Annotated in this window: 25 protein-coding genes, 1 tRNA gene and 2 pseudogenes; 9 read left to right on the plus strand and 19 right to left on the minus strand. The window is 57.1% G+C overall.

Annotated features, from left to right (window positions below; translation table 11 throughout):
* Positions 1–135: 135 nt before the first annotated feature.
* From G9Q84_RS24245 to G9Q84_RS24255, 3 genes are read right to left on the minus strand one after another with little or no spacing between them, the layout of a single operon-like run.
* Positions 136–576, minus strand: coding sequence for a hypothetical protein (locus G9Q84_RS24245; RefSeq protein ID WP_181644206.1), 441 nt, complete (start codon positions 574–576; stop codon positions 136–138).
* Between the two features lie 57 nt (positions 577–633).
* Entirely contained in the window at positions 634–1,914 is a 1,281-nt protein-coding gene (locus G9Q84_RS24250) for a HAMP domain-containing sensor histidine kinase (RefSeq protein ID WP_095185596.1), read from the minus strand.
* Positions 1,911–2,594 (minus strand): response regulator transcription factor, encoded by a 684-nt coding sequence (locus tag G9Q84_RS24255; RefSeq protein WP_032886945.1) that lies wholly within the window; start codon positions 2,592–2,594, stop codon positions 1,911–1,913. Before G9Q84_RS24255 ends, G9Q84_RS24250 begins: the two co-directional genes overlap by 4 nt.
* A gap of 166 nt (positions 2,595–2,760) precedes the next feature.
* Here G9Q84_RS24255 and bamA point away from each other — a divergent pair, with 166 nt between their 5' ends.
* The 3 genes and pseudogenes from bamA to G9Q84_RS24270 all read left to right on the plus strand — a co-directional run.
* A complete protein-coding gene (gene bamA, locus G9Q84_RS24260; protein ID WP_181644207.1) occupies positions 2,761–5,127 on the plus strand; it encodes an outer membrane protein assembly factor BamA in 2,367 nt (788 codons plus the stop codon).
* A gap of 139 nt (positions 5,128–5,266) precedes the next feature.
* Entirely contained in the window at positions 5,267–5,593 is a 327-nt protein-coding gene (locus G9Q84_RS24265; RefSeq protein WP_181644208.1) for a DUF2388 domain-containing protein, read from the plus strand.
* A gap of 511 nt (positions 5,594–6,104) precedes the next feature.
* Positions 6,105–6,797 (plus strand): annotated as a pseudogene (locus tag G9Q84_RS24270) (transporter substrate-binding domain-containing protein); the annotation flags it as partial.
* A gap of 110 nt (positions 6,798–6,907) precedes the next feature.
* Here the strand turns inward: G9Q84_RS24270 and G9Q84_RS24275 are convergent.
* On the minus strand, positions 6,908–7,423 hold the full coding sequence (locus G9Q84_RS24275; RefSeq protein WP_181644209.1) for a hypothetical protein: 516 nt from the start codon (positions 7,421–7,423) through the stop codon (positions 6,908–6,910).
* Positions 7,424–7,641: 218 nt separating this feature from the next.
* Between G9Q84_RS24275 and G9Q84_RS29445 the strand changes: the two genes are divergently transcribed.
* The 3 genes and pseudogenes from G9Q84_RS29445 to G9Q84_RS24290 all read left to right on the plus strand — a co-directional run.
* On the plus strand, positions 7,642–7,821 hold the full coding sequence (locus tag G9Q84_RS29445; protein WP_242461478.1) for a hypothetical protein: 180 nt from the start codon (positions 7,642–7,644) through the stop codon (positions 7,819–7,821).
* A 254-nt stretch (positions 7,822–8,075) separates the two neighbouring features.
* A complete protein-coding gene (locus G9Q84_RS24285) occupies positions 8,076–8,252 on the plus strand; it encodes a hypothetical protein (RefSeq protein ID WP_095185582.1) in 177 nt (58 codons plus the stop codon).
* Positions 8,227–8,568 (plus strand): annotated as a pseudogene (locus G9Q84_RS24290) (site-specific integrase); the annotation flags it as partial. The gene G9Q84_RS24285 and the pseudogene G9Q84_RS24290, both read left to right, overlap by 26 nt.
* Before the next feature lie 78 nt (positions 8,569–8,646).
* Here G9Q84_RS24290 and G9Q84_RS24295 read toward each other — a convergent pair.
* The 9 genes from G9Q84_RS24295 to thrS all read right to left on the minus strand — a co-directional run bounded on the left by G9Q84_RS24295 (position 8,647) and on the right by thrS (position 16,102).
* Positions 8,647–8,723, minus strand: a tRNA-Pro gene (locus tag G9Q84_RS24295).
* Between the two features lie 90 nt (positions 8,724–8,813).
* Positions 8,814–9,170: a MerR family transcriptional regulator gene (locus G9Q84_RS24300; protein ID WP_003219935.1), complete on the minus strand. Its 357-nt coding sequence runs from the start codon at positions 9,168–9,170 to the stop codon at positions 8,814–8,816.
* On the minus strand, positions 9,151–9,453 hold the full coding sequence (ihfA, locus tag G9Q84_RS24305; protein WP_002553164.1) for an integration host factor subunit alpha: 303 nt from the start codon (positions 9,451–9,453) through the stop codon (positions 9,151–9,153). Before ihfA ends, G9Q84_RS24300 begins: the two co-directional genes overlap by 20 nt.
* A gap of 3 nt (positions 9,454–9,456) precedes the next feature.
* A complete protein-coding gene (pheT, locus tag G9Q84_RS24310; protein ID WP_181644210.1) occupies positions 9,457–11,835 on the minus strand; it encodes a phenylalanine--tRNA ligase subunit beta in 2,379 nt (792 codons plus the stop codon).
* 26 nt (positions 11,836–11,861) lie between these two features.
* Entirely contained in the window at positions 11,862–12,878 is a 1,017-nt protein-coding gene (gene pheS / locus G9Q84_RS24315; protein ID WP_032886973.1) for a phenylalanine--tRNA ligase subunit alpha, read from the minus strand.
* A gap of 109 nt (positions 12,879–12,987) precedes the next feature.
* Positions 12,988–13,344 carry a 50S ribosomal protein L20 gene (gene rplT, locus G9Q84_RS24320; protein ID WP_003192488.1) on the minus strand — a complete coding sequence of 119 codons (357 nt, stop codon included), beginning with the start codon at positions 13,342–13,344 and terminating at the stop codon, positions 12,988–12,990.
* Between the two features lie 29 nt (positions 13,345–13,373).
* The gene (gene rpmI, locus G9Q84_RS24325) at positions 13,374–13,568 is read right to left on the minus strand and encodes a 50S ribosomal protein L35 (protein WP_002553160.1); all 195 of its coding nucleotides are present in this window, start codon (positions 13,566–13,568) and stop codon (positions 13,374–13,376) included.
* Between the two features lie 60 nt (positions 13,569–13,628).
* On the minus strand, positions 13,629–14,180 hold the full coding sequence (gene infC / locus G9Q84_RS24330) for a translation initiation factor IF-3 (protein ID WP_015884933.1): 552 nt from the start codon (positions 14,178–14,180) through the stop codon (positions 13,629–13,631).
* On the minus strand, positions 14,180–16,102 hold the full coding sequence (gene thrS / locus G9Q84_RS24335; protein WP_095185580.1) for a threonine--tRNA ligase: 1,923 nt from the start codon (positions 16,100–16,102) through the stop codon (positions 14,180–14,182). Before thrS ends, infC begins: the two co-directional genes overlap by 1 nt.
* A gap of 365 nt (positions 16,103–16,467) precedes the next feature.
* Between thrS and G9Q84_RS24340 the strand changes: the two genes are divergently transcribed.
* The gene (locus G9Q84_RS24340; RefSeq protein ID WP_081797709.1) at positions 16,468–16,782 is read left to right on the plus strand and encodes a hypothetical protein; all 315 of its coding nucleotides are present in this window, start codon (positions 16,468–16,470) and stop codon (positions 16,780–16,782) included.
* 289 nt (positions 16,783–17,071) lie between these two features.
* Positions 17,072–17,284, plus strand: coding sequence for a cold-shock protein (locus tag G9Q84_RS24345; RefSeq protein WP_003234260.1), 213 nt, complete (start codon positions 17,072–17,074; stop codon positions 17,282–17,284).
* 68 nt (positions 17,285–17,352) lie between these two features.
* On the opposite strand, the gene G9Q84_RS24350 is transcribed toward G9Q84_RS24345, so the two are convergent.
* Together G9Q84_RS24350 and G9Q84_RS24355 are read right to left on the minus strand one after the other, a co-directional pair.
* Complete coding sequence (locus G9Q84_RS24350) at positions 17,353–17,673, minus strand: I78 family peptidase inhibitor (protein ID WP_032886976.1); 321 nt, start codon at positions 17,671–17,673, stop codon at positions 17,353–17,355.
* 143 nt (positions 17,674–17,816) lie between these two features.
* The gene (locus tag G9Q84_RS24355; RefSeq protein ID WP_181644211.1) at positions 17,817–18,122 is read right to left on the minus strand and encodes a hypothetical protein; all 306 of its coding nucleotides are present in this window, start codon (positions 18,120–18,122) and stop codon (positions 17,817–17,819) included.
* Positions 18,123–18,276: 154 nt separating this feature from the next.
* Here G9Q84_RS24355 and G9Q84_RS24360 point away from each other — a divergent pair, with 154 nt between their 5' ends.
* On the plus strand, positions 18,277–18,489 hold the full coding sequence (locus G9Q84_RS24360; RefSeq protein ID WP_032886978.1) for a hypothetical protein: 213 nt from the start codon (positions 18,277–18,279) through the stop codon (positions 18,487–18,489).
* Between the two features lie 33 nt (positions 18,490–18,522).
* On the opposite strand, the gene G9Q84_RS24365 is transcribed toward G9Q84_RS24360, so the two are convergent.
* Genes G9Q84_RS24365 through G9Q84_RS24380 form a run of 4 tightly spaced genes read right to left on the minus strand, consistent with a single transcriptional unit; the run spans position 18,523 to position 21,942 of the window.
* Positions 18,523–19,551: a nucleoside hydrolase gene (locus tag G9Q84_RS24365; protein WP_032886980.1), complete on the minus strand. Its 1,029-nt coding sequence runs from the start codon at positions 19,549–19,551 to the stop codon at positions 18,523–18,525.
* Between the two features lie 26 nt (positions 19,552–19,577).
* Complete coding sequence (gene rbsD, locus G9Q84_RS24370; protein WP_032886981.1) at positions 19,578–19,982, minus strand: D-ribose pyranase; 405 nt, start codon at positions 19,980–19,982, stop codon at positions 19,578–19,580.
* Positions 19,979–20,896, minus strand: a complete 918-nt coding sequence (rbsK, locus tag G9Q84_RS24375; RefSeq protein ID WP_099602676.1) for a ribokinase — start codon at positions 20,894–20,896, stop codon at positions 19,979–19,981. Before rbsK ends, rbsD begins: the two co-directional genes overlap by 4 nt.
* 23 nt (positions 20,897–20,919) lie before the next feature.
* Positions 20,920–21,942 (minus strand): LacI family DNA-binding transcriptional regulator, encoded by a 1,023-nt coding sequence (locus G9Q84_RS24380; protein ID WP_032886984.1) that lies wholly within the window; start codon positions 21,940–21,942, stop codon positions 20,920–20,922.
* Position 21,943 lies beyond the last annotated feature (1 nt).

Consider the following 21,943-nt stretch of genomic DNA (forward strand, 5'->3'; position numbering starts at 1 on the left):
GATTTGGATGAAATAGGTCGCAAGTGCCTGACGGCACGCGCAAAGACGGTGTAGGAATGTGCTACCAAATGGCTCAGAAAATGCCCCGTGCCGGGGCAGTGCGGTCGCCGGTAACAGCCACCTGCCCGTGCAGAATCAGACGGATTCGGCCGAATAGATGATGGTTTGTGCGGTGTCTTGCGCAACGGTCTGACGGGTGAAGTAGGTGTCGCCTTCGTCAGTCAGGATCTCGTAGTCGACGTTGCGGGTGGCGCTGGCGTGCTTGATGATCTTCAGCACGCGCTGGAATTTCACGCTCTGCGTTCCGTTCTGGCTGGGTCCGGTGAGGACGCTGACACTTTGAAACCATCCGGCGTGCTGCTTGTTGCTCAACAGGGCGCCGGTCATTGCTTCAAAACGTTCGAGCCGGGTGAAACCCCATAAAGTCTGCTCCTGCACGGTCGCATCCGGCGTGGCCGCGCCGGTAAACACAAACAGATTGATCGCCGGACTGTCTTCACAAAAGAAGTCATAGGGGACCAGGCCATCGACCATTTTCCTGCAGGGCACAAAGCCTTTTTTATGCACCTGAAACATCGCCACCTCCACTCAATCAATGGTGACCAGTCTAAAGAGGTGCGACGTACAGGGCGGTCAAGCCAATGTAATGTCGTGTAAAGATCGCGCGCTGTGCAGGTTAACCTCTACCGTCAGTCCCCCGGTCGGCTCGTTGCGCGCCACAATGTTGCCGCCATGCATTTGCACTGCCCTGGCCGCAATGGCCAAGCCCAGGCCAAAGCCCACGCTGGCGTCCCCTGCACCGCGCTCAAACGGGTTAAAAATGCTACGCAGCCGGCGGTTTTCGACGCCCGGCCCCTGGTCGGTGATGTGCACGCAGAGGCGGTTCCCATCGCTGCTGATCCGGGCCGACACCTGCACCGTGGTGCCAGGCCGTGTGTAGCGCACAGCGTTGCGGATCACGTTTTCGAAGCAGCGGTACAGCAATTCGCCGCTGACACAGGCAATAAATGGCGGACATGCCCCAAGGTGCACGCGGCAGCCTTTGATGCCGGCTTCGAATTGCGCATTCTCGACAATCATCCCCAGCAACTCGACGATGTCCACGGCGTCACGCTCAATGCTTTCGGGGCGCCCCTGCAGACGAGCCAGGGTGAGCAGCGCCTCGATCAGCGTGTCCATGCGCTCGGATTCGCGCTCGATGCGTTCGAGCATTTCCACGCGCGCCACATCCTGGCGCAACAACCCGATGGCGGCCTGTATGCGCGTGAGGGGTGAACGCAGCTCATGGGAGATATCGTGCAATAAGTGCTGCTGGGCCTCCACCAGCACTTTCAGTTGGTTGGCCATGCGGTCGCAGTCTTCGGCCAGGTCGACGATTTCATCTCGGCGCTTGCCCATGGCGGGCTTGACCCGGGTTTCAAAACGCCCTTGGGCCGCGTCGCTCATGGCCCGCTTAAGATGAGCCAGGGGCCAGGCCAGGTAATACGCCATATAACCGCTGAACAACGCACTCATCAGCGTACCGATAATCAGCGGGATCTGGCGCCAGGGCCTGCCGTGATCGTCGGGGGCATGGGTGGACTTGACCGACAGCGACAGCCCTTCCTTACTGATGATTGATCGCTCATAGACCGGGTTCAGCACCGTTGAACCGGCCACCAGGTGGCCCGCGCTGTCATACACCCCAATGGCCTCGTCCGAGGGATGCTCCCACACGTTAAGCAGTTGGGTGGCCGCTTCGACACCGAATTGCTCCAGCAGTCTTTCTTCGCTGGTAAGAATGGCTTCCACGTGCGGATCACCCGCGCGAAAACTGCCCAATTCAATCACGCCGACCCCCGCCAGGAACGTCAGGCTGGTGGCCAACCAGAAGGCCAGGAACAGCTTCCAGAACAGCAGGCTGGGCTTGGTCATTCGGCAATCAACAGGTAGCCGAGGCCGCGCACACTTTGAATCCACGCCTTGGCATCCGCGCGTGGCCCGAGTTTTTGCCGAATGCTGCTGATGTGCACGTCGATACGCCGGTCGTAGCGGGTCAACGGGCAACCCAAGGCGTTCAACGACAGGTCCTTTTTACTCACCACCTGCCCGGCACTGCGGGCGAGCTCTTCGAGCAGGCTGAACTCGGTGCTGGTCACGCCCAGCTCAACCCCTTTCCATATTGCCTGGCGCTTGCCCGGCCACAACACCAGCGAGCCGGTCTTGATCATCTCCGAGGTCGGCTGGCCGGCTGGCTGCACCCTGCGCATGATGGCGCGCAGGCGAGCGACCAACTCACCGGGTGAGCTGGGCTTGGGTACATAATCATCGGCACCTAGTTCCAGGCCGGTGATGCGGTCGATGTTGTCGCCACGGGCGGTGAGCAAGACCACCGGCACCTGGCTGACGGCGCGAATGCGCCGGAGCACCTCGATCCCCGAGCGCTGGGGCAGCATGACGTCCAGCACCACAATGCTGTAGCGCCCCGACAACGCCTCTGCTTCACCCTCCTCGCCCGTGTGCACGGCGGTCGCAGCAAATCCTTCGCGCTCCAGGTATTGGCTCAGCATTCCAGTGAGTTCCTGGTCATCGTCGACTAACAGTACGGAGATCATCGCGAGCTCGTCAGTGGGTGGTCGCGCATTATTGGCCCTGGCGCGTTTTTGCAGGCCAACCTTTACCTAACTTGACATTCGGTTAACCGCACCAAACGCCGCAAGCTCTTAAGCTGCCTGTTCACCCGTCCGGCTGCGCCGGCGCTGTATTCTGGAAAAGATCTTGATGAATTTTTCGCGCCTGCTCTGCTCGGTTGCGCTGCTGCTCAATACCTCACTGGCGCTCGCCCAGGGTTTCAAAATCTCGGATATCCGAATCAACGGCCTGCAACGGGTCTCTGCTGGCAGTGTGTTTGGCGCATTGCCGCTGAACGTAGGCGATGAAGCGGATGACCGGCGCCTGGTGGACTCGACCCGCGCGCTGTTCAAGACCGGGTTCTTCCAGGACATTCAACTTAGCCGCGAAGGCGACGTGCTGATTATTAATGTAGTTGAGCGGCCTTCGGTTGCCAGTATCGAGTTCGAGGGTAACAAGGCGATATCCACCGACGACCTGATGAAAGGCATGAAGCAGTCCGGCCTGGCTGAGGGCGAGATTTTCCAGCGAGCCACGCTGGAAGGCGTGCGCAACGAATTGCAGCGCCAATATGTTGCCCAGGGCCGCTACTCGGCCTCGGTCGACACTGAGGTCGTGCCCCAACCGCGCAATCGCGTGGGCGTGAAGATCAAGATAAATGAAGGCGAAGTGGCGTCGATCCAGCACATCAATGTGGTGGGCAATACAGCATTCCCGGATGAAGCACTGATCGACCAGTTCACGCTCAAGACCAGCAACTGGCTGTCATTTTTCAAGAACGACGATAAATACGCTCGGGAAAAACTCTCCGGCGACCTCGAACGGCTGCGCTCCTACTACCTGGACCGTGGGTATATCAACATGGATATCGCCTCGACCCAAGTCTCCATGACCCCGGACAAAAAACACGTGTATATCACCGTGAACATCCAGGAAGGTCAGAAATACAGGGTCCGTTCGGTGAAGCTGAGTGGTGAGCTGAAGGTGCCTGAGGATCAGGTCAATTCGCTGCTGCTGGTACAAAAGGGCCAGGTGTTTTCGCGCAAGTTGATGACCACCACTTCGGAGCTGATCACCCGTCGCCTGGGAAACGAGGGCTATACGTTCGCCAACGTCAACGGCGTTCCGCAGGTGCATGAGGAAGATCATACGGTTGACGTTACCTTCAGCGTCGACCCCGGCAAGCGGGCTTACGTCAATCGGATCAACTTCCGTGGCAACACCAAGACAGACGATAAGGTGCTGCGCCGTGAGATGCGCCAGATGGAAGGTGGCTGGGCGTCAACCTACTTAATCGACCAATCCAAAGTGCGCCTTGACCGTCTGGGCTTCTTCAAGGAAGTGAACGTGGAAACGCCGGCGGTGGCCGGTGTGGATGACCAACTGGACGTGAACTACGCCGTGGAAGAACAGGCGTCTGGATCGATTACCGCCAGTGTCGGCTTTGCCCAAAGTTCGGGCCTGATCCTCGGCGGCTCGATCAGCCAGAGCAACTTCCTGGGCACCGGTAATTACGCCAGCCTGGGGCTGACCCGCTCGTCGTACCAGAGCAAATACAACATCGGTTTTACCGACCCCTATTTCACTCCCGACGGCGTGAGCCTGGGCTACAACGCGTTCTACAGCAAGACTGACTACAACGACTACTACGATGATGGCGTTTCCTATTACGCAATCAATAGCTTTGGCCTTGGCACAACCCTGGGCTACCCGATCAACGAAACCTCTCGCCTGAGTTTTGGCCTCACGGCGCAACACGACAGCATTGAACCGGGCACCTACAGCGCAGACGAGATCTACGACTTCGTCGACCGCGAAGGCAAGGAGTTCACCAACTTCAAGGCCAACCTGGGCTGGTCGGAATCGACGCTGAATAAGGGTGTACTGGCCACCCGCGGACACTCACAGAACCTCAACGTGATGGTGACAGTGCCCGGCAGCGACCTGAGCTTCTACAAGATCGACTACTCGGGGCAGACCTTCCTGCCTATCACCAACAGCACGTCGCTTCGCTTCCATACCAAGCTTGGCTACGGCGGCGGCTATGGCTCGACCGATAGCCTGCCCTTCTACGAAACCTACACGGCAGGCGGCGAAGGTAGTGTGCGTGGTTTTGAAAGTGGCACCCTCGGCCCACGCAACACCCCGGCCACCGGCGCCTACTCCAGCGCCGGCCAGGCGTACTACACCGACCGCGACACCGAGGCTTTGGGCGGCAATATCCTGATAACCGGCGGGGCGGAATACCTGTTCCCGGTGCCGTTTATCAAAGACAACAAATCCGTACGGACCTCAGTGTTCTGGGATGTAGGCACGGTGTATTCGGACAAGTGCTACCTCAGCACCACCCAGGGCTGTGGCAGCGTGGATTTGAGCCAGATGGCCAGCTCGGTAGGCGTGGGCGTGACGTGGTACAGCCCTTTGGGGCCGCTGAGTGTGAACTTGGCGTATCCGATTCGAACGCCGGAGAATGCGGATAAGCAGGTGTTCCAGTTTTCCATGGGGCAAACGTTTTGATACCTGCGCGTTAGGCCTGATTGAGCTTCTCCTTCGCCGAGATGGATGCGCCGGATATGGGAAATTTTTCCAGCCCAGCAAAATCACCGCGCCTGCGCTGCTACCCTGGGCTGATTAAACAAAAGGGGCGCGACGACGAATGGACTCATGGAAGGCAGCAACCATCGCAGGCCTGGCGTTATTTGCCACTCAAGCGATGGCAGGAGAGATCAAGAAACCCGGCGACCGCGCCATGTTCTGGACGACATCGGGGCCCACCTTCTTCAGCTCCTTCGCCAGTGATGCGACAAGCCATCCCAGCAAATATTTCGGCGCCGCCAAGGCCGACGCACTGGCGTTTATCGGTTCAGAGGGCGAGATCCGCGGCGCCCAGTTTGAGCAGGCTTCCAGGTACTATCACTCGACCTACAGCCCACCGTTCATGCCTGATATGCAATTAGCACAGGTCATCGCCACAACGTACTGAGCGAAGCTCTCGGTATAGCGCTAAGCGGTGATGGACGAGGTTTGCTGCCGAGTAAGAAATTCATGCATGAAAAAGCCCAAGTGTTTCCACTTGGGCTAAGTCATTGAATTATATGGTCGGTACGGAGTGATTCGAACACTCGTCCCCTAGCACCCCATCTCCTTTTTCATACTTCTTGAAAGCTTCCAAAGTTTCACTCTGGATTTTTCCAAGCGAGTATTTACTTGAGCTCCAGCGGTGTTCTGCTCTAAGTGAGTCCAGTAACGTCCATCAAGAGCCGGCGTTTTTGTGGGGGGAAAAGTAGGGGGAGTCCGTTTCATCGCCAAAATCACCATAAAGGACTCGAGTCGCTGACCGCCAATGATGCCGGCCGGGATCCTCAGGAAGGATGGCAATCCGAGCCGTTCTTTTCATACCAGTCGAATGAGCAGCAAGACCAAGAGCACGTTCAATACGGTAAGCACACTCAGTCCCGCAAGCACACCGCCAGCGCCCCAGGTCTGCAACAGGTATCAAGCAAGAACTCGGTATGCCCAAGCTGAACGTACGGTACAACCTGGTGACATCACAGACGCGTATCCCACTGGTGCAAAACGGCACTGTGGACCTGGAGTGCGGCTCCACAACCAATACCGCCGAGAGAGCTCGGCAGGTCGACTTCTCGGTCGGCATTTTTGAAGCCAGCACCCGCCTGTTGGTCAGGAAGGATTCGGTTTACAAGGACTTTCAAGATCTCAACGGCAAGAACGTAGTGACTACTGCTGGCAGCACTGCCGAGCGGATGCTCAAGGTCATGAATGCCGAGAAAAAGATGAACATGAACGTAATCTCTGCCAAAGACATTGGCGAGTCTTACCAAATGCTCGAGTCCGGCCGCGCCATTGCGTTTATGCAGGACGACGCATTGCTGGCGGGCGAGATGGCCAAGGCGAAGAAACCGGAAGATTGGGTGGTGACTGGCACCCCGCAATCCAACGAAATCTATGGTTGCACAATGCGTCGGGGTGATCCGGATCTCAAAAAAGTCGTGGATGACTCGATCAAGTCACTTTTTGTCTCGGATGAAATCAACGCCATCTACGGTAAATGGTTTACTCAGCCCATCCCTCCCAAAGGCTTGAATCTCAAATTCCCCATGAGCGCAGAGCTCAAAACAATCATCGCCCAACCCAACGACCAACCGGCGCCGGAAAAGGCTCTTTAAGGGCCGTCGCGTCGTTGAGTGCGAAGACGGTCATCGAATGACGGCAGCCGACTGCAAGGCTGCTGCCCGATCGTCTCTATGAGAGTGCATCGAGCTATCAACGACCGAGCTCAGATAGTGCGTTTGCTTTTATGGATATCTCGAAGTGCATGCCACGCCAAGTAGAAGACACCCGTGCGTCCGCAGAACAAGCCGACCGTAAACCCTGATGCGGCACCAGCAAGGGCGAGCATTCCCACAGTGGCCGAGAATTCTGGATGTACGGCAGCTTGATAACCGATGAAGTATTTCACGGCAAAAAAGAGAAGCGAGATACCAAGAACTTTCCATGTCCCAGGAACGATCAGGTGCTTGCCCTCCTCGTCCAAAGTCAGTCCGCGTCGAGGAAATAGTGCAAATGCGACTAAGCCACCTAAAAGCATTCCCGTGACCCAACTGCCCACGGTCAACTCAACGCGGTCCGCGTAGCTGAGAGAAAGGAGTGACCAGACCACCAAAACAACCGGTGTGATGATCAGCGACCGCTGACTTTCACGACTGGTTTTCCTGGCACTCAAACCGTAGTAGCAGACCAAGAGAAATGCGCCGTAAACCCACAGTGGCGTGCCTTCCAGAGCATCGAGCATTGTTCAGCTTCCTTGCCAAAGTTTATTGCCGGATGCTGGCACAGCCTCAGATACGTTGCCACTTATTTGAAATAAGACGAGCCCCCTCAAGAAGCGATATTCCGGCCCCTTCCCCACCTCTAATACGTCAGCACTCCTCCCCCGCGCCCATCGGCAACCAGCGGGAGGCATGAGTGTTGACGAATACAGGTGAACAACCCGCCACCTTGGAGGCGACCATGAACGCAGCATTGAAGATTTGCCAGGAGCGTTTCGACGCTAAGTTGCCTCCAGAGGTCAGCGACGCGAATCCGGAACAGGAGTGGCTTGAACATTCTGCGGAACAGTTGGTGTATGGCATGGACATCAAGTGGAAGCGTCGCCACGGCCAACCGCAGGTGGTGACGTTTGATCGGTAGTGCACTTACCTGCAGGGCATCCTGAATCAGCGCCAGATCGACGGCCTGGACGAGCGTGATTCGTTCGCTCGACTGTTCCTTTCCTCGATCCTTGGCAGTCAGGCGGATTCACGCGGGCACGCTGCGGAACTGATGGGCGAATAGCGTCCCATCGAAGCCGCGGAACGAATCGCCATGGATTTGCTCAGGCCCTACGCCTTTGACGCGGTTGCAGCAGAACGGGAAGAGCTCGAAGACGACGTGGATGGCAACCTATGAGCGCTCACATCCTTATCGACGACGCGCTCGAAATCCTCAAGCACGCTGCAAGCACTCAGGAAGAGGCGGTAATTGTTCAGCGGATGATCACTCAGTTCCTCGTTGATCAGTCGCTAACTCTCAAAGAATTCGACCACTACTGCGCACGCCTCGCCCTACTTGGTGCACCGTAAACCAGATCGGCTGAAACAGAAGCAAGCACAGACAAAGGACCACTGGACGAAGGTTGAGGAGCGGTATTTGACGCGAGCATTCAAGGAGGCCAGGGAGGCGGCGAATTGCTACGCGGGATGGAAGGAAGAGGAAATGCCGGGCTTTCACGAAGTGCGAGCGCTGTCGCTGCACCTGTACAAGAAAGCCGGAAAGGATGGGCAAAAGATCGCTGGCCATGCGAGCGAGGGCATGACCAAAAACTACCAGCGGGACCATGAGGAAATCATCTGGTCAGAGGCGATTCCGGACCTGAATATCAGCGAAATCACTGTGTAGTTTTGCGCCAGTTTTGCGCAGGCACAAAAAAGCCGATCTATCTGATCGGCTCAAGTGTCTGATATTACTCAGGAATAATGGTCGGGACGGAGTGATTCGAACACTCGACCCCTAGCACCCCATGCTAGTGCGCTACCGGACTGCGCTACGCCCCGACTAGGCGTTTTACTGGATTCGCTTCTGAACGAAGCGATCAGGAATATACCGCAAGCTTTTGAAATGTGGAAGTATTTTAAAAGCCTGTATTACTTCTTCAAAACCACCAGCACATCTTCGAGTTCGGAGATCATCTGGCGAATCATTTGCTTGTATTGGGTGGTATCGTCTTTGGCCTCATCACCGGACATGCGCTGGCGAGCGCCGCTGATGGTGAACCCCTGGTCGTACAGCAACGCGCGGATCTGTCGGATCATCAGCACATCCTGGCGCTGATAATACCGACGGTTCCCAGTGCGTTTGACGGGGTTAAGTTGAGGAAACTCCTGCTCCCAGTAGCGCAACACATGCGGTTTTACCGCACAGAGCTCGCTGACTTCACCAATGGTGAAGTAGCGTTTGCCTGGGATGACGGGTAGCTCGTCGTTATGACTTGGTTCCAGCATAAGCCTCAACTCGGGCCTTCAACTTCTGCCCTGGACGAAAGGTGACCACACGGCGAGCCGTGATCGGGATTTCTTCTCCCGTTTTTGGATTGCGGCCAGGCCGCTGGCGTTTGTCACGCAGGTCAAAGTTGCCGAAACCGGACAACTTGACCTGTTCGTTGTCTTCCAGAGCGTGTCTGATTTCTTCAAAAAACAGCTCGACCAATTCCTTGGCCTCGCGCTTGTTCAGACCCAACTCTTCGTACAGACGTTCCGCCATCTCAGCTTTCGTCAAAGCCCCCATACGTCACTTCCTTAACGTGGCGTTCAACCTTTGTTCGAGCGAGGTGAGGATATTTTGTGTCGTGGTATTCACCTCATCGTCATTAAGAGTGCGCGATGGATGCTGCCAGGTCAAGCCAACTGCAAGGCTTTTTCTATGCGGATCAATGCCTTTACCTTGATAGACGTCAAATAGCCTGAGGTCTGTCAGCCATTCCCCTGCATTTTCACGGATAACATCCAAAACGGCAGTGGCGGCAACTTCACGGTCAGCGATCAGTGCCAGGTCGCGGCGCACTTCTGGGAAGCGCGACAGCTCGCTGAATTTAGGCATCTTGCCCGAGGCGACTTCAGCCAGGACCAACTCGAAAACGAATACTGGACGGTCGAGACCGAGGGTTTTCGACAATTCTGGGTGGATAGCACCGACGAAGCCTACCAAGCGACCTTCACGTTCAATACGTGCAGTCTGCCCTGGATGCAGCGCCGGGTGGCTGCCAGGAACGAAGGTGAACGCATCCAATGCACCAGCAAAGCCAAGGACGGCTTCCACGTCAGCCTTGACGTCGAAGAAGTCCACAGCATCGCGGCCCTGCGCCCAGCCCTCGGGCAAGCGACTGCCGCAGACAACACCGGCCAGCATCGGCTCTTGCTTCAAACCGTCCAACTGACCAACGAAACGTAGACCACTTTCAAACATGCGCACGCGGTCTTGCTGGCGGTTCAAGTTGTGGGAAAGGGCCTTCACCAGACCAGGCCATAGAGACGAGCGCATCGCGGCCATGTCGTTGGAGATCGGGTTGGCCAGCAACAGGGGCTGGACACCAGGGTTGAACAGTTCGAACTGTCTCGGATCGATGAAGCTGTAGGTCACCGCTTCCTGGTAACCACGGGCAACCAGCAGACGACGCAACTCTGGCAAGTGCGCACGCGCCTCGGCCTTGGGTTGCGGTGCCAGGCGCGCTTGCGGATAACGAACCGGCAGGCGGTTGTAACCGTACAGACGAGCCAACTCTTCGATTAGATCGACTTCCAGGCTGATATCGAAGCGATGGCTTGGCACTTCAACATGCCACTGCCCTTCCCCGCCCGCAGAGATGTTCAACCCGAGGGCCGACAACAGTTGCTCGATTTCAGTCGGTGCGATGACCAGGCCAAGCATTTGCTCAACGCTCTTGGCGCGCAGGGTGATCGGCGCAACGCACGGCAGATGCTGTTCGCTGACAATCTCAGTGATCGGGCCGGCTTCGCCACCGGTGATTTCCAGCAGCAGGCCAGTGGCGCGCTCCATGGCTTCACGGGCGAGCTTCCAGTCTACGCCACGCTCGTAACGGTGCGACGCATCAGTGTGCAAGCCATAGGAACGGGCCTTGCCAGCGATGGCGATTTGGTCAAAGAATGCGCTTTCAAGGAAGATGTCGCGAGTGGTCGCGGAAACACCGCTGTGCTCGCCACCCATTACGCCGGCGATCGCAAGAGCGCGGGAATGGTCAGCGATCACCAGGGTGTCGGCGCGCAGGCTGACTTCCTGGCCGTCGAGCAGAACCAGCTTCTCGCCTTCTTCAGCCATGCGTACGCGGATGCCGCCATTGATTTCGGCGAGATCGAAGGCGTGCAGCGGCTGGCCCAGTTCAAGCATCACGTAGTTGGTGATGTCGACGGCAGCGTCGATGCTGCGTACGTCGGCGCGGCGCAGGCGCTCAACCATCCACAGCGGAGTTGGCTTGGACAGGTCGACGTTGCGAATTACGCGGCCCAGGTAACGTGGGCAGGCAGCTGGCGCCAGCACCTCAATCGGACGCACTTCATCGTGTACCGCAGGCACGGCGGCAACTACTGGACGGGTAACCGGGGCGTTGTACAGCGCGCCCACTTCACGGGCCAGCCCAGCCAGGGACAGGCAGTCGCCACGGTTTGGGGTCAGGTCGACCTCGATGCTGGCGTCTTCCAGTTCCAGGTAGACACGAATGTCCTGGCCAACAGGCGCATCCGCCGGCAGCTCCATCAAGCCGTCGTTACCTTCGCCTACCTGCAGCTCCGCCTGGGAGCACAGCATACCGTTGGACTCAACGCCGCGCAGCTTAGCCTTCTTGATCTTGAAGTCGCCTGGCAGTTCGGCACCGATCATGGCAAACGGAATCTTCAGACCCGGACGCACGTTTGGCGCTCCGCACACAACCTGGAAAGTTTCCGCCCCGTTGCTGACCTGGCACACACGCAGTTTGTCGGCATCAGGGTGCTGCTCGGTGCTCAGCACTTCGCCCACAACCACGCCACTGAAAACACCGGCGGCCGGCGTTACGCTATCGACCTCAAGACCGGCCATCGACAGACGAGCAACCAGCGCGTCGCGATCTACCTGCGGGCTTACCCAGCCGCGCAGCCATTGTTCACTGAATTTCATCCTGCTCTCCTAAAGATTCGTTACGACTAGCGAAATTGCGCGAGGAACCGCAAGTCGTTGTCGAAGAACAGACGCAAGTCGTTCACGCCGTAACGCAGCATGGCCAGACGCTCAACGCCCATGCCGAAGGCAAAGCCCGAGAACTCTTCCGGATCGATCCCGGACATGCGCAGCACGTTGGGGTGAACCATGCCGCAGCCCATCACTTCCAGCCAACCAGTCTGCTTGCAGACTCGGCAGCCTTTACCGCTGCACATCACGCATTCCATGTCGACTTCAGCGGAAGGCTCGGTGAACGGGAAGAACGATGGACGGAAACGTACCGCCAGCTCTTTCTCGAAGAACACTCGCAGGAACTCTTCGATGGTGCCTTTGAGGTCGGCGAAGTTGATATCGCGATCAACCAGCAGGCCTTCGACCTGATGGAACATCGGCGAGTGGGTGATATCGGAGTCGCTACGATAAACGCGACCTGGGCAGACGATGCGGATCGGCGGTTTGTTCGCTTCCATGGTGCGGACCTGTACCGGTGAGGTATGGGTGCGCAACAGCATGTTCGCGTTGAAATAGAAGGTGTCGTGCATCGACCTGGCCGGGTGATGGCCTGGGATGTTGAGCGCCTCAAAGTTGTGATAGTCGTCTTCGACCTCAGGGCCTTCGGCAATGCCATAGCCTATATGGGTGAAGAACTGCTCGATACGTTCCAGAGTCCGGGTGATCGGATGTAGACCACCCGAGGCCTGGCCACGGCCAGGCAAAGTTACATCAATAGACTCGGCGGCGAGTTTGGCCGCGAGATCGGCCTCCTCCATCGACGCCTTGCGCGCATTGAGAACCTCTGTGACGCGCTCCTTGGCAACGTTAATCAGCGCGCCGACTTGCGGGCGCTCTTCGGCTGGCAAATTCCCCAGGGTCTTCATCACCTGAGTCAATTCACCCTTTTTGCCAAGGTAGTGAACCCGGATTTGCTCCAGGGCATTGATATCTTCAGCGCTTTGCACAGCCTCAAGAGCTTGAGCGACGAGCGCGTCCAGGTTTTCCATGTACAGACTCCAGATACAAAATAGGGGAAGAGCTTGAAGGCTCTTCCCCTATTTATGACGTTTACCACCTTGGGCTACAGGAGCAGCCCAAGGTGACTGTCGGGGGTACTTAAGCCAAGGAGGCTTTAGCTTTCTCGACAATCGCAGCAAACACCGCTTTTTCGTTCACGGCCAGTTCAGCCAGAACCTTACGGTCGATTTCGATGGACGCTTTTTTCAGGCCAGCGATGAAACGGCTGTAGGACAGACCGTTAACACGCGCACCGGCGTTGATACGAGCGATCCACAGAGCGCGGAACTGACGTTTTTTCTGACGACGGTCACGGTAGGCGTATTGGCCTGCCTTGATTACCGCTTGTTTGGCAACACGGAATACGCGTGAACGCGCGCCGTAGTAGCCTTTAGCAAGTTTCAGAATTTTTTTGTGACGCTTACGGGCCATGACGCCACGCTTTACACGAGCCATGAGTTACTTCCTCTATTCTTGATCCAAAATTAACGAAGGCGCAGCATGCGCTCGACTTTTGCCACGTCAGACGGATGCAGCAAGCTGCTACCGCGCAGTTGACGCTTACGCTTGGTCGACATTTTGGTCAGGATGTGGCTCTTGAAAGCGTGCTTATGCTTGATACCGTTAGCAGTTTTCAGAAACCGCTTAGCAGCACCACTTTTAGTCTTCATCTTTGGCATGTTCGGATACTCCGCATTCAGTTGATAAACATAATCAGAAGGCCTGCCGTGCCCTGTTGATTACTTCTTCTTTTTCGGGGCGATGACCATGATCAGTTGGCGTCCTTCCATCTTAGGATGCTGTTCGACCGAACCGTACTCAAGCAAGTCAGCTTCAACCCGCTTGAGGAGTTCCATCCCCAGCTCCTGGTGGGCCATCTCACGGCCGCGGAATCGCAAGGATACCTTGGCCCTGTCCCCATCACTCAGGAAACGTACCAGGTTGCGCAGTTTTACCTGGTAATCCCCTTCCTCCGTCCCTGGACGAAACTTGATTTCTTTTACTTGAATCTGCTTTTGGTTCTTCTTCGCCGCGGCAACCTGCTTCTTCTTTTCGAAGATCGACTTGCCGTAGTCCATCACCCGACAAACAGGTGGGATTGCATCGGCGGAGATTTCCACCAAGTCCAGCTTGGACTCTTCTGCAATACGAAGCGCTTCATCAATCGAGACGATGCCAATCTGCTCGCCGTCAGCGCCAATTAACCGAACCTCGCGTGCCGAGATATTCTCGTTGATCGGGGCTTTCGGTGCAGCTCGTTTATCTTGTCTCATTTCACGCTTAATAATAATTACTCCGAATCTGGGCGACCACGCCGGGAAACCGCTTGCGCGAGGAACTCAGCGAACTGGGCGACGGGCATAGAGCCCAGGTCAGCACCTTCACGAGTACGCACAGCGACAGTCTGCATCTCGACTTCCCGATCTCCAATAACCAAAAGATAGGGGACCTTGAGCAAAGTATGCTCGCGGATTTTAAAGCCGATCTTTTCATTTCTCAAGTCGGACTTGGCACGAAATCCGCTTTCGTTGAGAGTTTTTTCAACTTCAGCGGCAAATTCTGCCTGTTTATCAGTGATATTCATGATCACTGCCTGGGTCGGAGCCAGCCACGCGGGGAATGCACCCTCGTAGTGCTCGATCAGGATCCCGACGAACCGTTCGAACGAGCCGAGGATCGCCCGGTGCAGCATAACCGGGTGCTTACGACTGTTGTCTTCGGAGACGTATTCGGCTCCCAGACGGATCGGCAGGTTAAAATCGAGCTGCAGGGTACCACACTGCCAGACGCGGCCAAGGCAATCTTTCAGCGAGAACTCGATCTTCGGACCGTAAAACGCGCCCTCCCCCGGCTGCAGGTCGTACGCAAGCCCCGCACTATCAAGCGCTGCGGCCAGTGCCGCTTCGGCGCGATCCCACAGCTCGTCGGAACCGACACGCTTTTCCGGACGAGTGGACAGTTTCATCTCGACGTCGGTGAAACCGAAATCGCGATAAACGTCCATGGTCAGCTTGATAAACGCAGCGGATTCAGCCTGCATCTGCTCTTCTGTGCAGAAGATGTGGGCGTCGTCTTGAGTGAAACCGCGCACGCGCATGATGCCGTGCAGCGCACCCGACGGCTCGTTACGGTGGCAAGCACCGAACTCGGCCAGGCGCATCGGCAACTCGCGGTAGCTCTTCAAGCCCTGGTTGAACACCTGCACATGGCATGGGCAGTTCATTGGCTTAATGGCGTAGTCGCGGTTTTCCGACTGGGTGGTGAACATATTGTCGGCGTAGTTGGCCCAGTGCCCGGATTTCTCCCACAGGCTGCGATCAACGACCTGCGGGGTCTTGATCTCCAGGTAACCGTTATCACGCTGCACCTTGCGCATGTACTGCTCAAGCACCTGATACAGGGTCCAGCCGTTCGGATGCCAGAACACCATACCCGGCGCTTCTTCCTGGAGGTGGAACAGATTCAGGCGCTTGCCGATCTTACGGTGATCGCGCTTTTCAGCTTCTTCGATGCGCTGGACATAGGCGGCCAGCTGCTTCTTGTCAGCCCAGGCAGTGCCATAGATACGTTGCAACTGCTCATTCTTAGCGTCGCCGCGCCAGTAGGCGCCGGACAGCTTGGTCAGCTTGAATGACTTGAGGAAGCGTGTGTTCGGCACGTGCGGACCACGGCACATGTCGACGTATTCTTCGTGGTAGTACAGGCCCATGGCCTGCTCGTCCGGCATGTCTTCCACCAAACGCAGCTTGTAGTCCTCACCACGGGAAGTGAACACTTCGATGACTTCGGCGCGCGGGGTGACTTTCTTGATGACGTCGTAATCTTTCTCGATCAGCGCGTGCATGCGCTGCTCAATGGCAGCCATGTCGTCCGGAGTGAAAGGACGTTCGTAGGCGATGTCGTAATAGAAGCCTTCTTCGATAACCGGACCGATTACCATCTTCGCGGTTGGGTACAACTGCTTGACCGCATGGCCAATCAAGTGCGCGCAAGAGTGGCGAATGATCTCCAGCCCCTCTTGATCCTTGGGCGTGATGATTTGCAGACTGGCGTCAGAGGTGATCAGGTCACTGGCATCAACCAGTTTGCCGTCGACCTTGCCGGCCACAGTAGCCTTTGCCAGACCGGCACCAATGGATGCGGCGACCTCGGATACGGATACAGCATGATCGAATGAACGTTGACTGCCATCGGGAAGAGTAATAGTTGGCATGGCGCCTCCTCTCCTAGTGGTGACCCCTACCAAAGGTCACGTGGGTTGGGATGAGCCAGTACAAGATCCAATACCAGGCCGTTCAGTGATGAACGCCTGCCTTACAGCGGCAGGAGCCTTTCGGCCAACCGATAATCGAACCAGAGTGACTGGAGTGAACAAAAAGAACATGGCAAGGCGGCAAATGGCGCGCCCGGGAATAGCCAGGGGAGCGATGCTAGCACAGATGAACGGTCATCGCGCCGGCGCCAGGCCAGGTAACTACTAATTCCAGCCTTTATAGCTGCAAAACGGAACTTGAGCTGTACGCACTACCTCAAACCCACTGAGAATCGCTGTTTGTCCTCGACCCAAAGGAGCATCCCATGATGCGTTTTACTTCTACCCTCGCTCTCGCCGCTACCCTGAGCCTCCTTTCCATCGGCGCGCAGGCTGCTGCGCCCTCCAATTGGCCGGCCGGTGCCCGTGACAGTTTCATCAACGACTGCAGCGCGGCCGCCAGCCAGAACGTTGACGTCAAAACGGCCAAAGCCCACTGCGAATGTGGCGCCGACAAGATCAACGCCGAATTGAGCAGTTCCGAAATCAAGGAATTGATGACCAATCCGAACGCCAGCGCACCACTTAAAAACAAAGCGGTGGCTGCAATTTCATCCTGCAAAGTCGTGAAGAAAAAGTAAGATCGGCGCCAGATCAGACGGCCGCTCTGCTGGAAAAATCGCCCGAAAACTGCCATTTCTCACAAATTACGCAGCTTTTACGGCTTTTTTTAACAGCTGATATTTCGCGCCAAAGCCCCGTAGACCGGGGCTTTCAGCCGACCTAAGCACTAAATGCAACGCTATTGATTGGCAAACAATGCCTTGGGGGGGCTCCCAAGCCGAACATTTCGACTATGATAGCCCGGTGTGCCCAGTTGGCCTGAGCAGCACAGCACTACTGAAAATATATGTTTCTTGGAGATACACCATGTCTAATCGCCAAACCGGCACCGTTAAATGGTTCAACGATGAAAAAGGCTTCGGCTTCATCACTCCTCAAGGTGGCGGTGACGACCTGTTCGTACACTTCAAAGCTATCGAAAGCGACGGTTTCAAAAGCCTGAAAGAAGGCCAAACCGTTTCCTTCGTGGCTGAGAAAGGCCAAAAGGGTATGCAAGCTGCACAGGTTCGCGGCGAGTAATTCTCCGCTGAGCTAAAAAAACCCCGTCCATGTGGCGGGGTTTTTTATGGGCGCTGCAAAAGCAGCGATCAGCCGCAATTGACGCGAGTGATCACCAAGTTGTCGTCAGCGTTTAGGTTCAAGCGGTCGGAGCGGTATTCCAAAGTGATCATATCGTTGGGCTTGAGGATGCGAGCATTCTGCGCACCGGCACGGGCCCGGGCTTGCTCCAGCAACTGAGGCGAAGCTTTCTGGCCGATTGTGAACTCGGCAGCCTTTGACTCACAGCGGCTATGACCTGCATCGGTCACTGCGGCGTCTTTGGCTGGCTCAGAGGTACCCGGGGTGCTGCAACCCGCCAACGCGAGTGCTGCCAACAAAGTACCGAATGATGCGAGCTTCCAAGGCATGAAGCCTCCTATTGAAAAAATGAACAGAGATCGTGCGACAACCGTCTTGCAGATTGGTTTCAAGACGTAAATCGCCGTCGGGCAAGTCTGCCTGACTATCAGCAGGCATTCGCCCGATCAATCGTGACCAGATATGAACATAATCAGTAGACGTCGATGTAGTCAAAAGGTGGCTTGGGCCAGTTTTGCTTCAGCGCGTTGAAAACCTGTGTGACCCAGACCTCGTCGCTGGCAGCGACATTTCCGACGTAACCGGAGCCCTTTGCCCAGGTCTCAAGACGAAACAACAGGCCATCTATGTCAGTGCCCCCGACTACCCCAGATGATAGGTAGGCGATACCGGCCTTGGTCACACGCAGTTGAGTATGTTCGTCATCACTGGCACTGGCGATCAATTGGCGCACGGCGGCCAGGGTGAGATTCTCGGGGTCATTCAAATCGATCTGCACGCGGTATTCCCCGGCAATTAAACAGGAGCACAGTGTCGCACAGCACTTGCTTCATGCCTAAGTAGCAGTGCCAAACGCCGCGCAAAATGCTTAACTGCGCCCGGTAAAACCGCGCCCCAGCGCATTACCCAGTATTTCAGCTCGTGAGACCTCCATGACCACCGTAACGCTCCAAGCCGACATCAAAGCCAAGTGGCCCCAAGGACAAAGCTCCTACAGCCCCGGAAGCCCAGAGGAACTGGCAATCATCGGTATAGACCTGCTGGTCAAGGAACTCGGCACTCAGGCGGCACAAGCCTTCATTGGCCAGGTATTCGAGAAATACCCGGCCGATCACATGGGAGCACACAACCCCGAGCGCGAATAAGAACCGGCCGACGAACGTCGACCGGCAATCGGTTTACTTCAGCCGCGCAAGGCGCTCAGTCAGCAGATCGAAGAAGCCCTGAGCGTCGCCGTTCTCAACCCAGAACGCATTCTTTGGTTGTTTCAGACCGTCGTACCAATCGACGATGGTCTGCCCGAATGTCGGGCCTTCACGGCTGTCCACCACCACATTGACCTCGCGACCACTGAACAGCGAAGGCTTGAGCAGGTACGCAACAACGGTGGCGTCATGTACCGGGCCGCCCGGGATGCCATAGTGCTCCATATCGCCTTTGACGTATTCGTTGAGAATATCGCCGACGACCTTGCTGGCGTTGTTCTTGAGGTCGGCAATCTTTTTCAGACGCGCCTCACTGGTCAGTACCTTGTGGGTCACATCCAGCGGCAGGTAAGTCAGCTTGACGCCACTCTTGAGCACAATCTCTGCAGCAATCGGATCGGCGAACAGGTTGAACTCGGCAACCGGCGTGATATTGCCTCCATTGAAGTGCGCGCCGCCCATCACTACCACTTCTTTGATGCCCTGGGTGATTTCCGGATCCTGAGTCAGTGCCAGCGCCAGGTTGGTCTGCGGACCCAGCATGGCGATAGTGATGCTGTGAGGCTTGGCAGCACGAAGGGTCTTGATCAGGTAATCAACGGCATTGCCTTCGGCCAGGCCCTTTTTAGGCTCATGCACGGTGACGCCGGAAATGCCCTCCTTGCCATGGATGTTTTCGGCATAGATCGGTTTGCGCAGCATCGGCGCTGGTGCACCGGCGTAGACCGGAATGTCCTCACGCCCCGCCCACTCGCGGGCCAGGCGCGCGTTACGCGAGGTCTTGTCCAGGCGCACGTTACCGGCGACGGTGGTCAGCGCACGGATGTTCAATTCGTCCGGGGAAGCCATGGCGAAGAGCAAGGCCACTACATCGTCGGCACCTGGGTCAGTGTCGATGATGAGGTCGATTTTTTCCGCCGCGTGGGCGCTTGCAGCAGTGAGCGCGGACAAAAGCAGGACACTCCGAAACAGATTTCTCAGGATTGGAAGACCACGTTGCATAAAACACTCCTTGTCGTTGGGGAACTCTAGAACGTTACGCCGGACACCAGCGCGATATTGCAGTAAGGCTGGCATTCGCCGGTGCGCACAACCGCGCGCGCCTGGCGACTCAGTTGCTTGAACGCTTCATGACTGAGCAGACGTCGCTCGCCGAGGGCGGCCTGTTCACTCAGCACGTTCAACTGCGCCAGCGCAGGTGGCTGCTTGAGCAGGATTTCTTCCGCCAGCACGTGGCTTTCCACCTGCATCTCACTGAGCACGATACGCAAAGTGCTGATGAAATCAGGAATACCTTTTGTAAGCGCCAGGTCGATCAACTCGACGCCGGGCGGCACCGGCAAACCAGCATCGCCGATCACCAGAATGTCGCCATGGCCCAGGGAAGCGATCAGCCGCGACAGAGCGATATTGAGCAGAGGGGTCTTTTTCATAAAGGTACAAAACCTTGAACGTCATGCAGCGTAGGAATGGAAGGTTGCGCACCCGCACGTGTGACTGACAATGCCGCAGCGACCTGACCAAAACGTATGGCCTCGGCTTCGCTTTTACCGCTGGCAAGGGCCGCCGCAAAACCACCGACAAAGGTATCGCCAGCAGCCGTGGTATCCAACGCCTTGACCTTGGGCGCCACCAAGTGCTCAAAGCCACTGCCATCCGCAAACAATGCACCTTGGGCGCCCAGAGTGATGATGACTTTGCCGGCACCGGCTTTAATCAGTTGCGTGGCAGCCACTTTGGCACTGTCCAGAGAGTCGACTGTCACACCGCTCAATGCGGTGGCCTCGCTTTCGTTGGGAATCAGATAATCGACCGAGGCATACCACTCGGCGGGCAACGGCGCGCTGGCCGGCGCCGGGTTGAGGATCACGGTCTTGCCCAGTTCACGACCGCGCTTGAGCGCATAGGCCACGGTAGCCATCGGCACTTCCAGCTGGCAGATGATCACATCGGCGGCCTGCAGCACCGCATCAGACGCCTGCAGTGACGCGGGCGTCAGCTCGCCGTTGCTGCCGGCAACAATCACAATCGCATTCTGGCTGCTGTCATCCACCACGATCAACGCCACGCCACTGGAACCGTCCACGGTACTGACGGCCTGGCAATCGATACCTTCCACCAGCAATGCGTCACGCAACTCAGTGCCGTAGGCATCGGTGCCGACACAGCCAATCATCGCCACACTCGCACCCAGTCGCGCCGATGCAACGGCCTGGTTGGCACCCTTGCCGCCCGGCACCGTGGAAAAAGTTTGGCCAATCAGGGTCTCACCGGCACGGGGCAGCCGGCTGGCGCGGGTGACCAGATCCATGTTCAAGCTGCCTACTACCACTACTTTTGCTGGCATACATCAGTACTCATCAATTCGGTTCAGCGGTATTGCGCGAACACACCGGCGACGGGCGCCGTCGACTCGCGCAATACGATGCTCGGCGTCACGATGCGTTGATCGATCGGCAGTTGGGGTGTTGCAATTCGTCGCAGTAAAAGCTCGGCGGCCGTCTCGCCCAGTTGCAGGATCGACTGGCCGACCGTGGTCAGGGCCGGGTACACATAGCGGCCCATTTGAATATCATCAAATCCGATCACCGACAGCTCGCCGGGCACGCGGATATTACGCTCAGCTGCAGCACGCAATACGCCGAAGCCGATCATGTCGTTACTGGCAAAAATCGCGCTGGGCGGGTTCTGCGCCAGCAATTGCACGGCAGCAGCATAACCGCCGGTGCTGGTGAAGTCGCTTTCCCGGGTGCGATTGGGCGCAACGTCCACACCGGCCTCGCGGAGCGCGCGCTGGTATCCCGCCAGGCGCATTTGCGCGACACGGGTGTGGGCCGGGCCGCCGATACAGGCGATGTCCCGATGCCCCAGCTCAAGCAAATGCCGGGTCGCCAGGTAGGCGCCCTCTTCATGATCGATGCGCACCAGATCGACATCAATGCCGTCCAGCGCCCGGTCGACAATCACCATGGGCGTGCGCACCGCGCTCAACCCAGCGGCGAGGCCGCTGTCATCACCACCCACCGAGGTCACGATCAAGCCGTCGATGCGCTTTTCCAACAACACCCGCAAATAGCTGCGCTGTTTTTCAGCATTGTCGTCGGAGTTGCAGAGGATCACGCAGTAGCCGTTACGCTCGCAGTAATCCTCGATGCCTCGTGCCAGCTCCGCGAAATACGGGTTGAGGCTGTTGGGTACCAGCAAACCGATGGTGGCCGTGGTCTTGGCCTTGAGCGAGCGCGCGACGGCGCTGGGCACATAGTCGAGCTGCTTGATGGCCGCTTCGACCTTGACCCGTACCGGCTCACTCACTGGGCGCGTCTTGTTCACCACATGGGACACGGTGGTGTAGGAAATCCCTGCAAGCGCCGCCACATCCTTGATCGTTGCCATG

This window comes from Pseudomonas sivasensis, assembly GCF_013778505.1.
GTDB lineage: Bacteria > Pseudomonadota > Gammaproteobacteria > Pseudomonadales > Pseudomonadaceae > Aquipseudomonas > Aquipseudomonas sivasensis.

What these genes read in the sequence shown, in the direction of transcription:
- G9Q84_RS24300 (WP_003219935.1), bottom strand. Translation starts at nt 9,170, where the DNA reads ATGCTGGAACCAAGTCATAACGACGAGCTACCCGTCATCCCAGGCAAA.
- G9Q84_RS24255 (WP_032886945.1), bottom strand. Translation starts at nt 2,594, where the DNA reads ATGATCTCCGTACTGTTAGTCGACGATGACCAGGAACTCACTGGAATG.
- pheT (WP_181644210.1), bottom strand. Translation starts at nt 11,835, where the DNA reads ATGAAATTCAGTGAACAATGGCTGCGCGGCTGGGTAAGCCCGCAGGTA.
- G9Q84_RS29445 (WP_242461478.1), top strand. Translation starts at nt 7,642, where the DNA reads ATGAACGCAGCATTGAAGATTTGCCAGGAGCGTTTCGACGCTAAGTTG.
- rplT (WP_003192488.1), bottom strand. Translation starts at nt 13,344, where the DNA reads ATGGCTCGTGTAAAGCGTGGCGTCATGGCCCGTAAGCGTCACAAAAAA.
- ihfA (WP_002553164.1), bottom strand. Translation starts at nt 9,453, where the DNA reads ATGGGGGCTTTGACGAAAGCTGAGATGGCGGAACGTCTGTACGAAGAG.
- G9Q84_RS24365 (WP_032886980.1), bottom strand. Translation starts at nt 19,551, where the DNA reads ATGCAACGTGGTCTTCCAATCCTGAGAAATCTGTTTCGGAGTGTCCTG.
- G9Q84_RS24285 (WP_095185582.1), top strand. Translation starts at nt 8,076, where the DNA reads ATGAGCGCTCACATCCTTATCGACGACGCGCTCGAAATCCTCAAGCAC.
- G9Q84_RS24345 (WP_003234260.1), top strand. Translation starts at nt 17,072, where the DNA reads ATGTCTAATCGCCAAACCGGCACCGTTAAATGGTTCAACGATGAAAAA.
- pheS (WP_032886973.1), bottom strand. Translation starts at nt 12,878, where the DNA reads ATGGAAAACCTGGACGCGCTCGTCGCTCAAGCTCTTGAGGCTGTGCAA.
- G9Q84_RS24265 (WP_181644208.1), top strand. Translation starts at nt 5,267, where the DNA reads ATGGACTCATGGAAGGCAGCAACCATCGCAGGCCTGGCGTTATTTGCC.
- rbsD (WP_032886981.1), bottom strand. Translation starts at nt 19,982, where the DNA reads ATGAAAAAGACCCCTCTGCTCAATATCGCTCTGTCGCGGCTGATCGCT.
- G9Q84_RS24350 (WP_032886976.1), bottom strand. Translation starts at nt 17,673, where the DNA reads ATGCCTTGGAAGCTCGCATCATTCGGTACTTTGTTGGCAGCACTCGCG.
- bamA (WP_181644207.1), top strand. Translation starts at nt 2,761, where the DNA reads ATGAATTTTTCGCGCCTGCTCTGCTCGGTTGCGCTGCTGCTCAATACC.
- G9Q84_RS24275 (WP_181644209.1), bottom strand. Translation starts at nt 7,423, where the DNA reads ATGCTCGATGCTCTGGAAGGCACGCCACTGTGGGTTTACGGCGCATTT.
- G9Q84_RS24250 (WP_095185596.1), bottom strand. Translation starts at nt 1,914, where the DNA reads ATGACCAAGCCCAGCCTGCTGTTCTGGAAGCTGTTCCTGGCCTTCTGG.
- G9Q84_RS24340 (WP_081797709.1), top strand. Translation starts at nt 16,468, where the DNA reads ATGATGCGTTTTACTTCTACCCTCGCTCTCGCCGCTACCCTGAGCCTC.
- thrS (WP_095185580.1), bottom strand. Translation starts at nt 16,102, where the DNA reads ATGCCAACTATTACTCTTCCCGATGGCAGTCAACGTTCATTCGATCAT.
- G9Q84_RS24360 (WP_032886978.1), top strand. Translation starts at nt 18,277, where the DNA reads ATGACCACCGTAACGCTCCAAGCCGACATCAAAGCCAAGTGGCCCCAA.
- rbsK (WP_099602676.1), bottom strand. Translation starts at nt 20,896, where the DNA reads ATGCCAGCAAAAGTAGTGGTAGTAGGCAGCTTGAACATGGATCTGGTC.
- G9Q84_RS24245 (WP_181644206.1), bottom strand. Translation starts at nt 576, where the DNA reads ATGTTTCAGGTGCATAAAAAAGGCTTTGTGCCCTGCAGGAAAATGGTC.
- G9Q84_RS24380 (WP_032886984.1), bottom strand. Translation starts at nt 21,942, where the DNA reads ATGGCAACGATCAAGGATGTGGCGGCGCTTGCAGGGATTTCCTACACC.
- rpmI (WP_002553160.1), bottom strand. Translation starts at nt 13,568, where the DNA reads ATGCCAAAGATGAAGACTAAAAGTGGTGCTGCTAAGCGGTTTCTGAAA.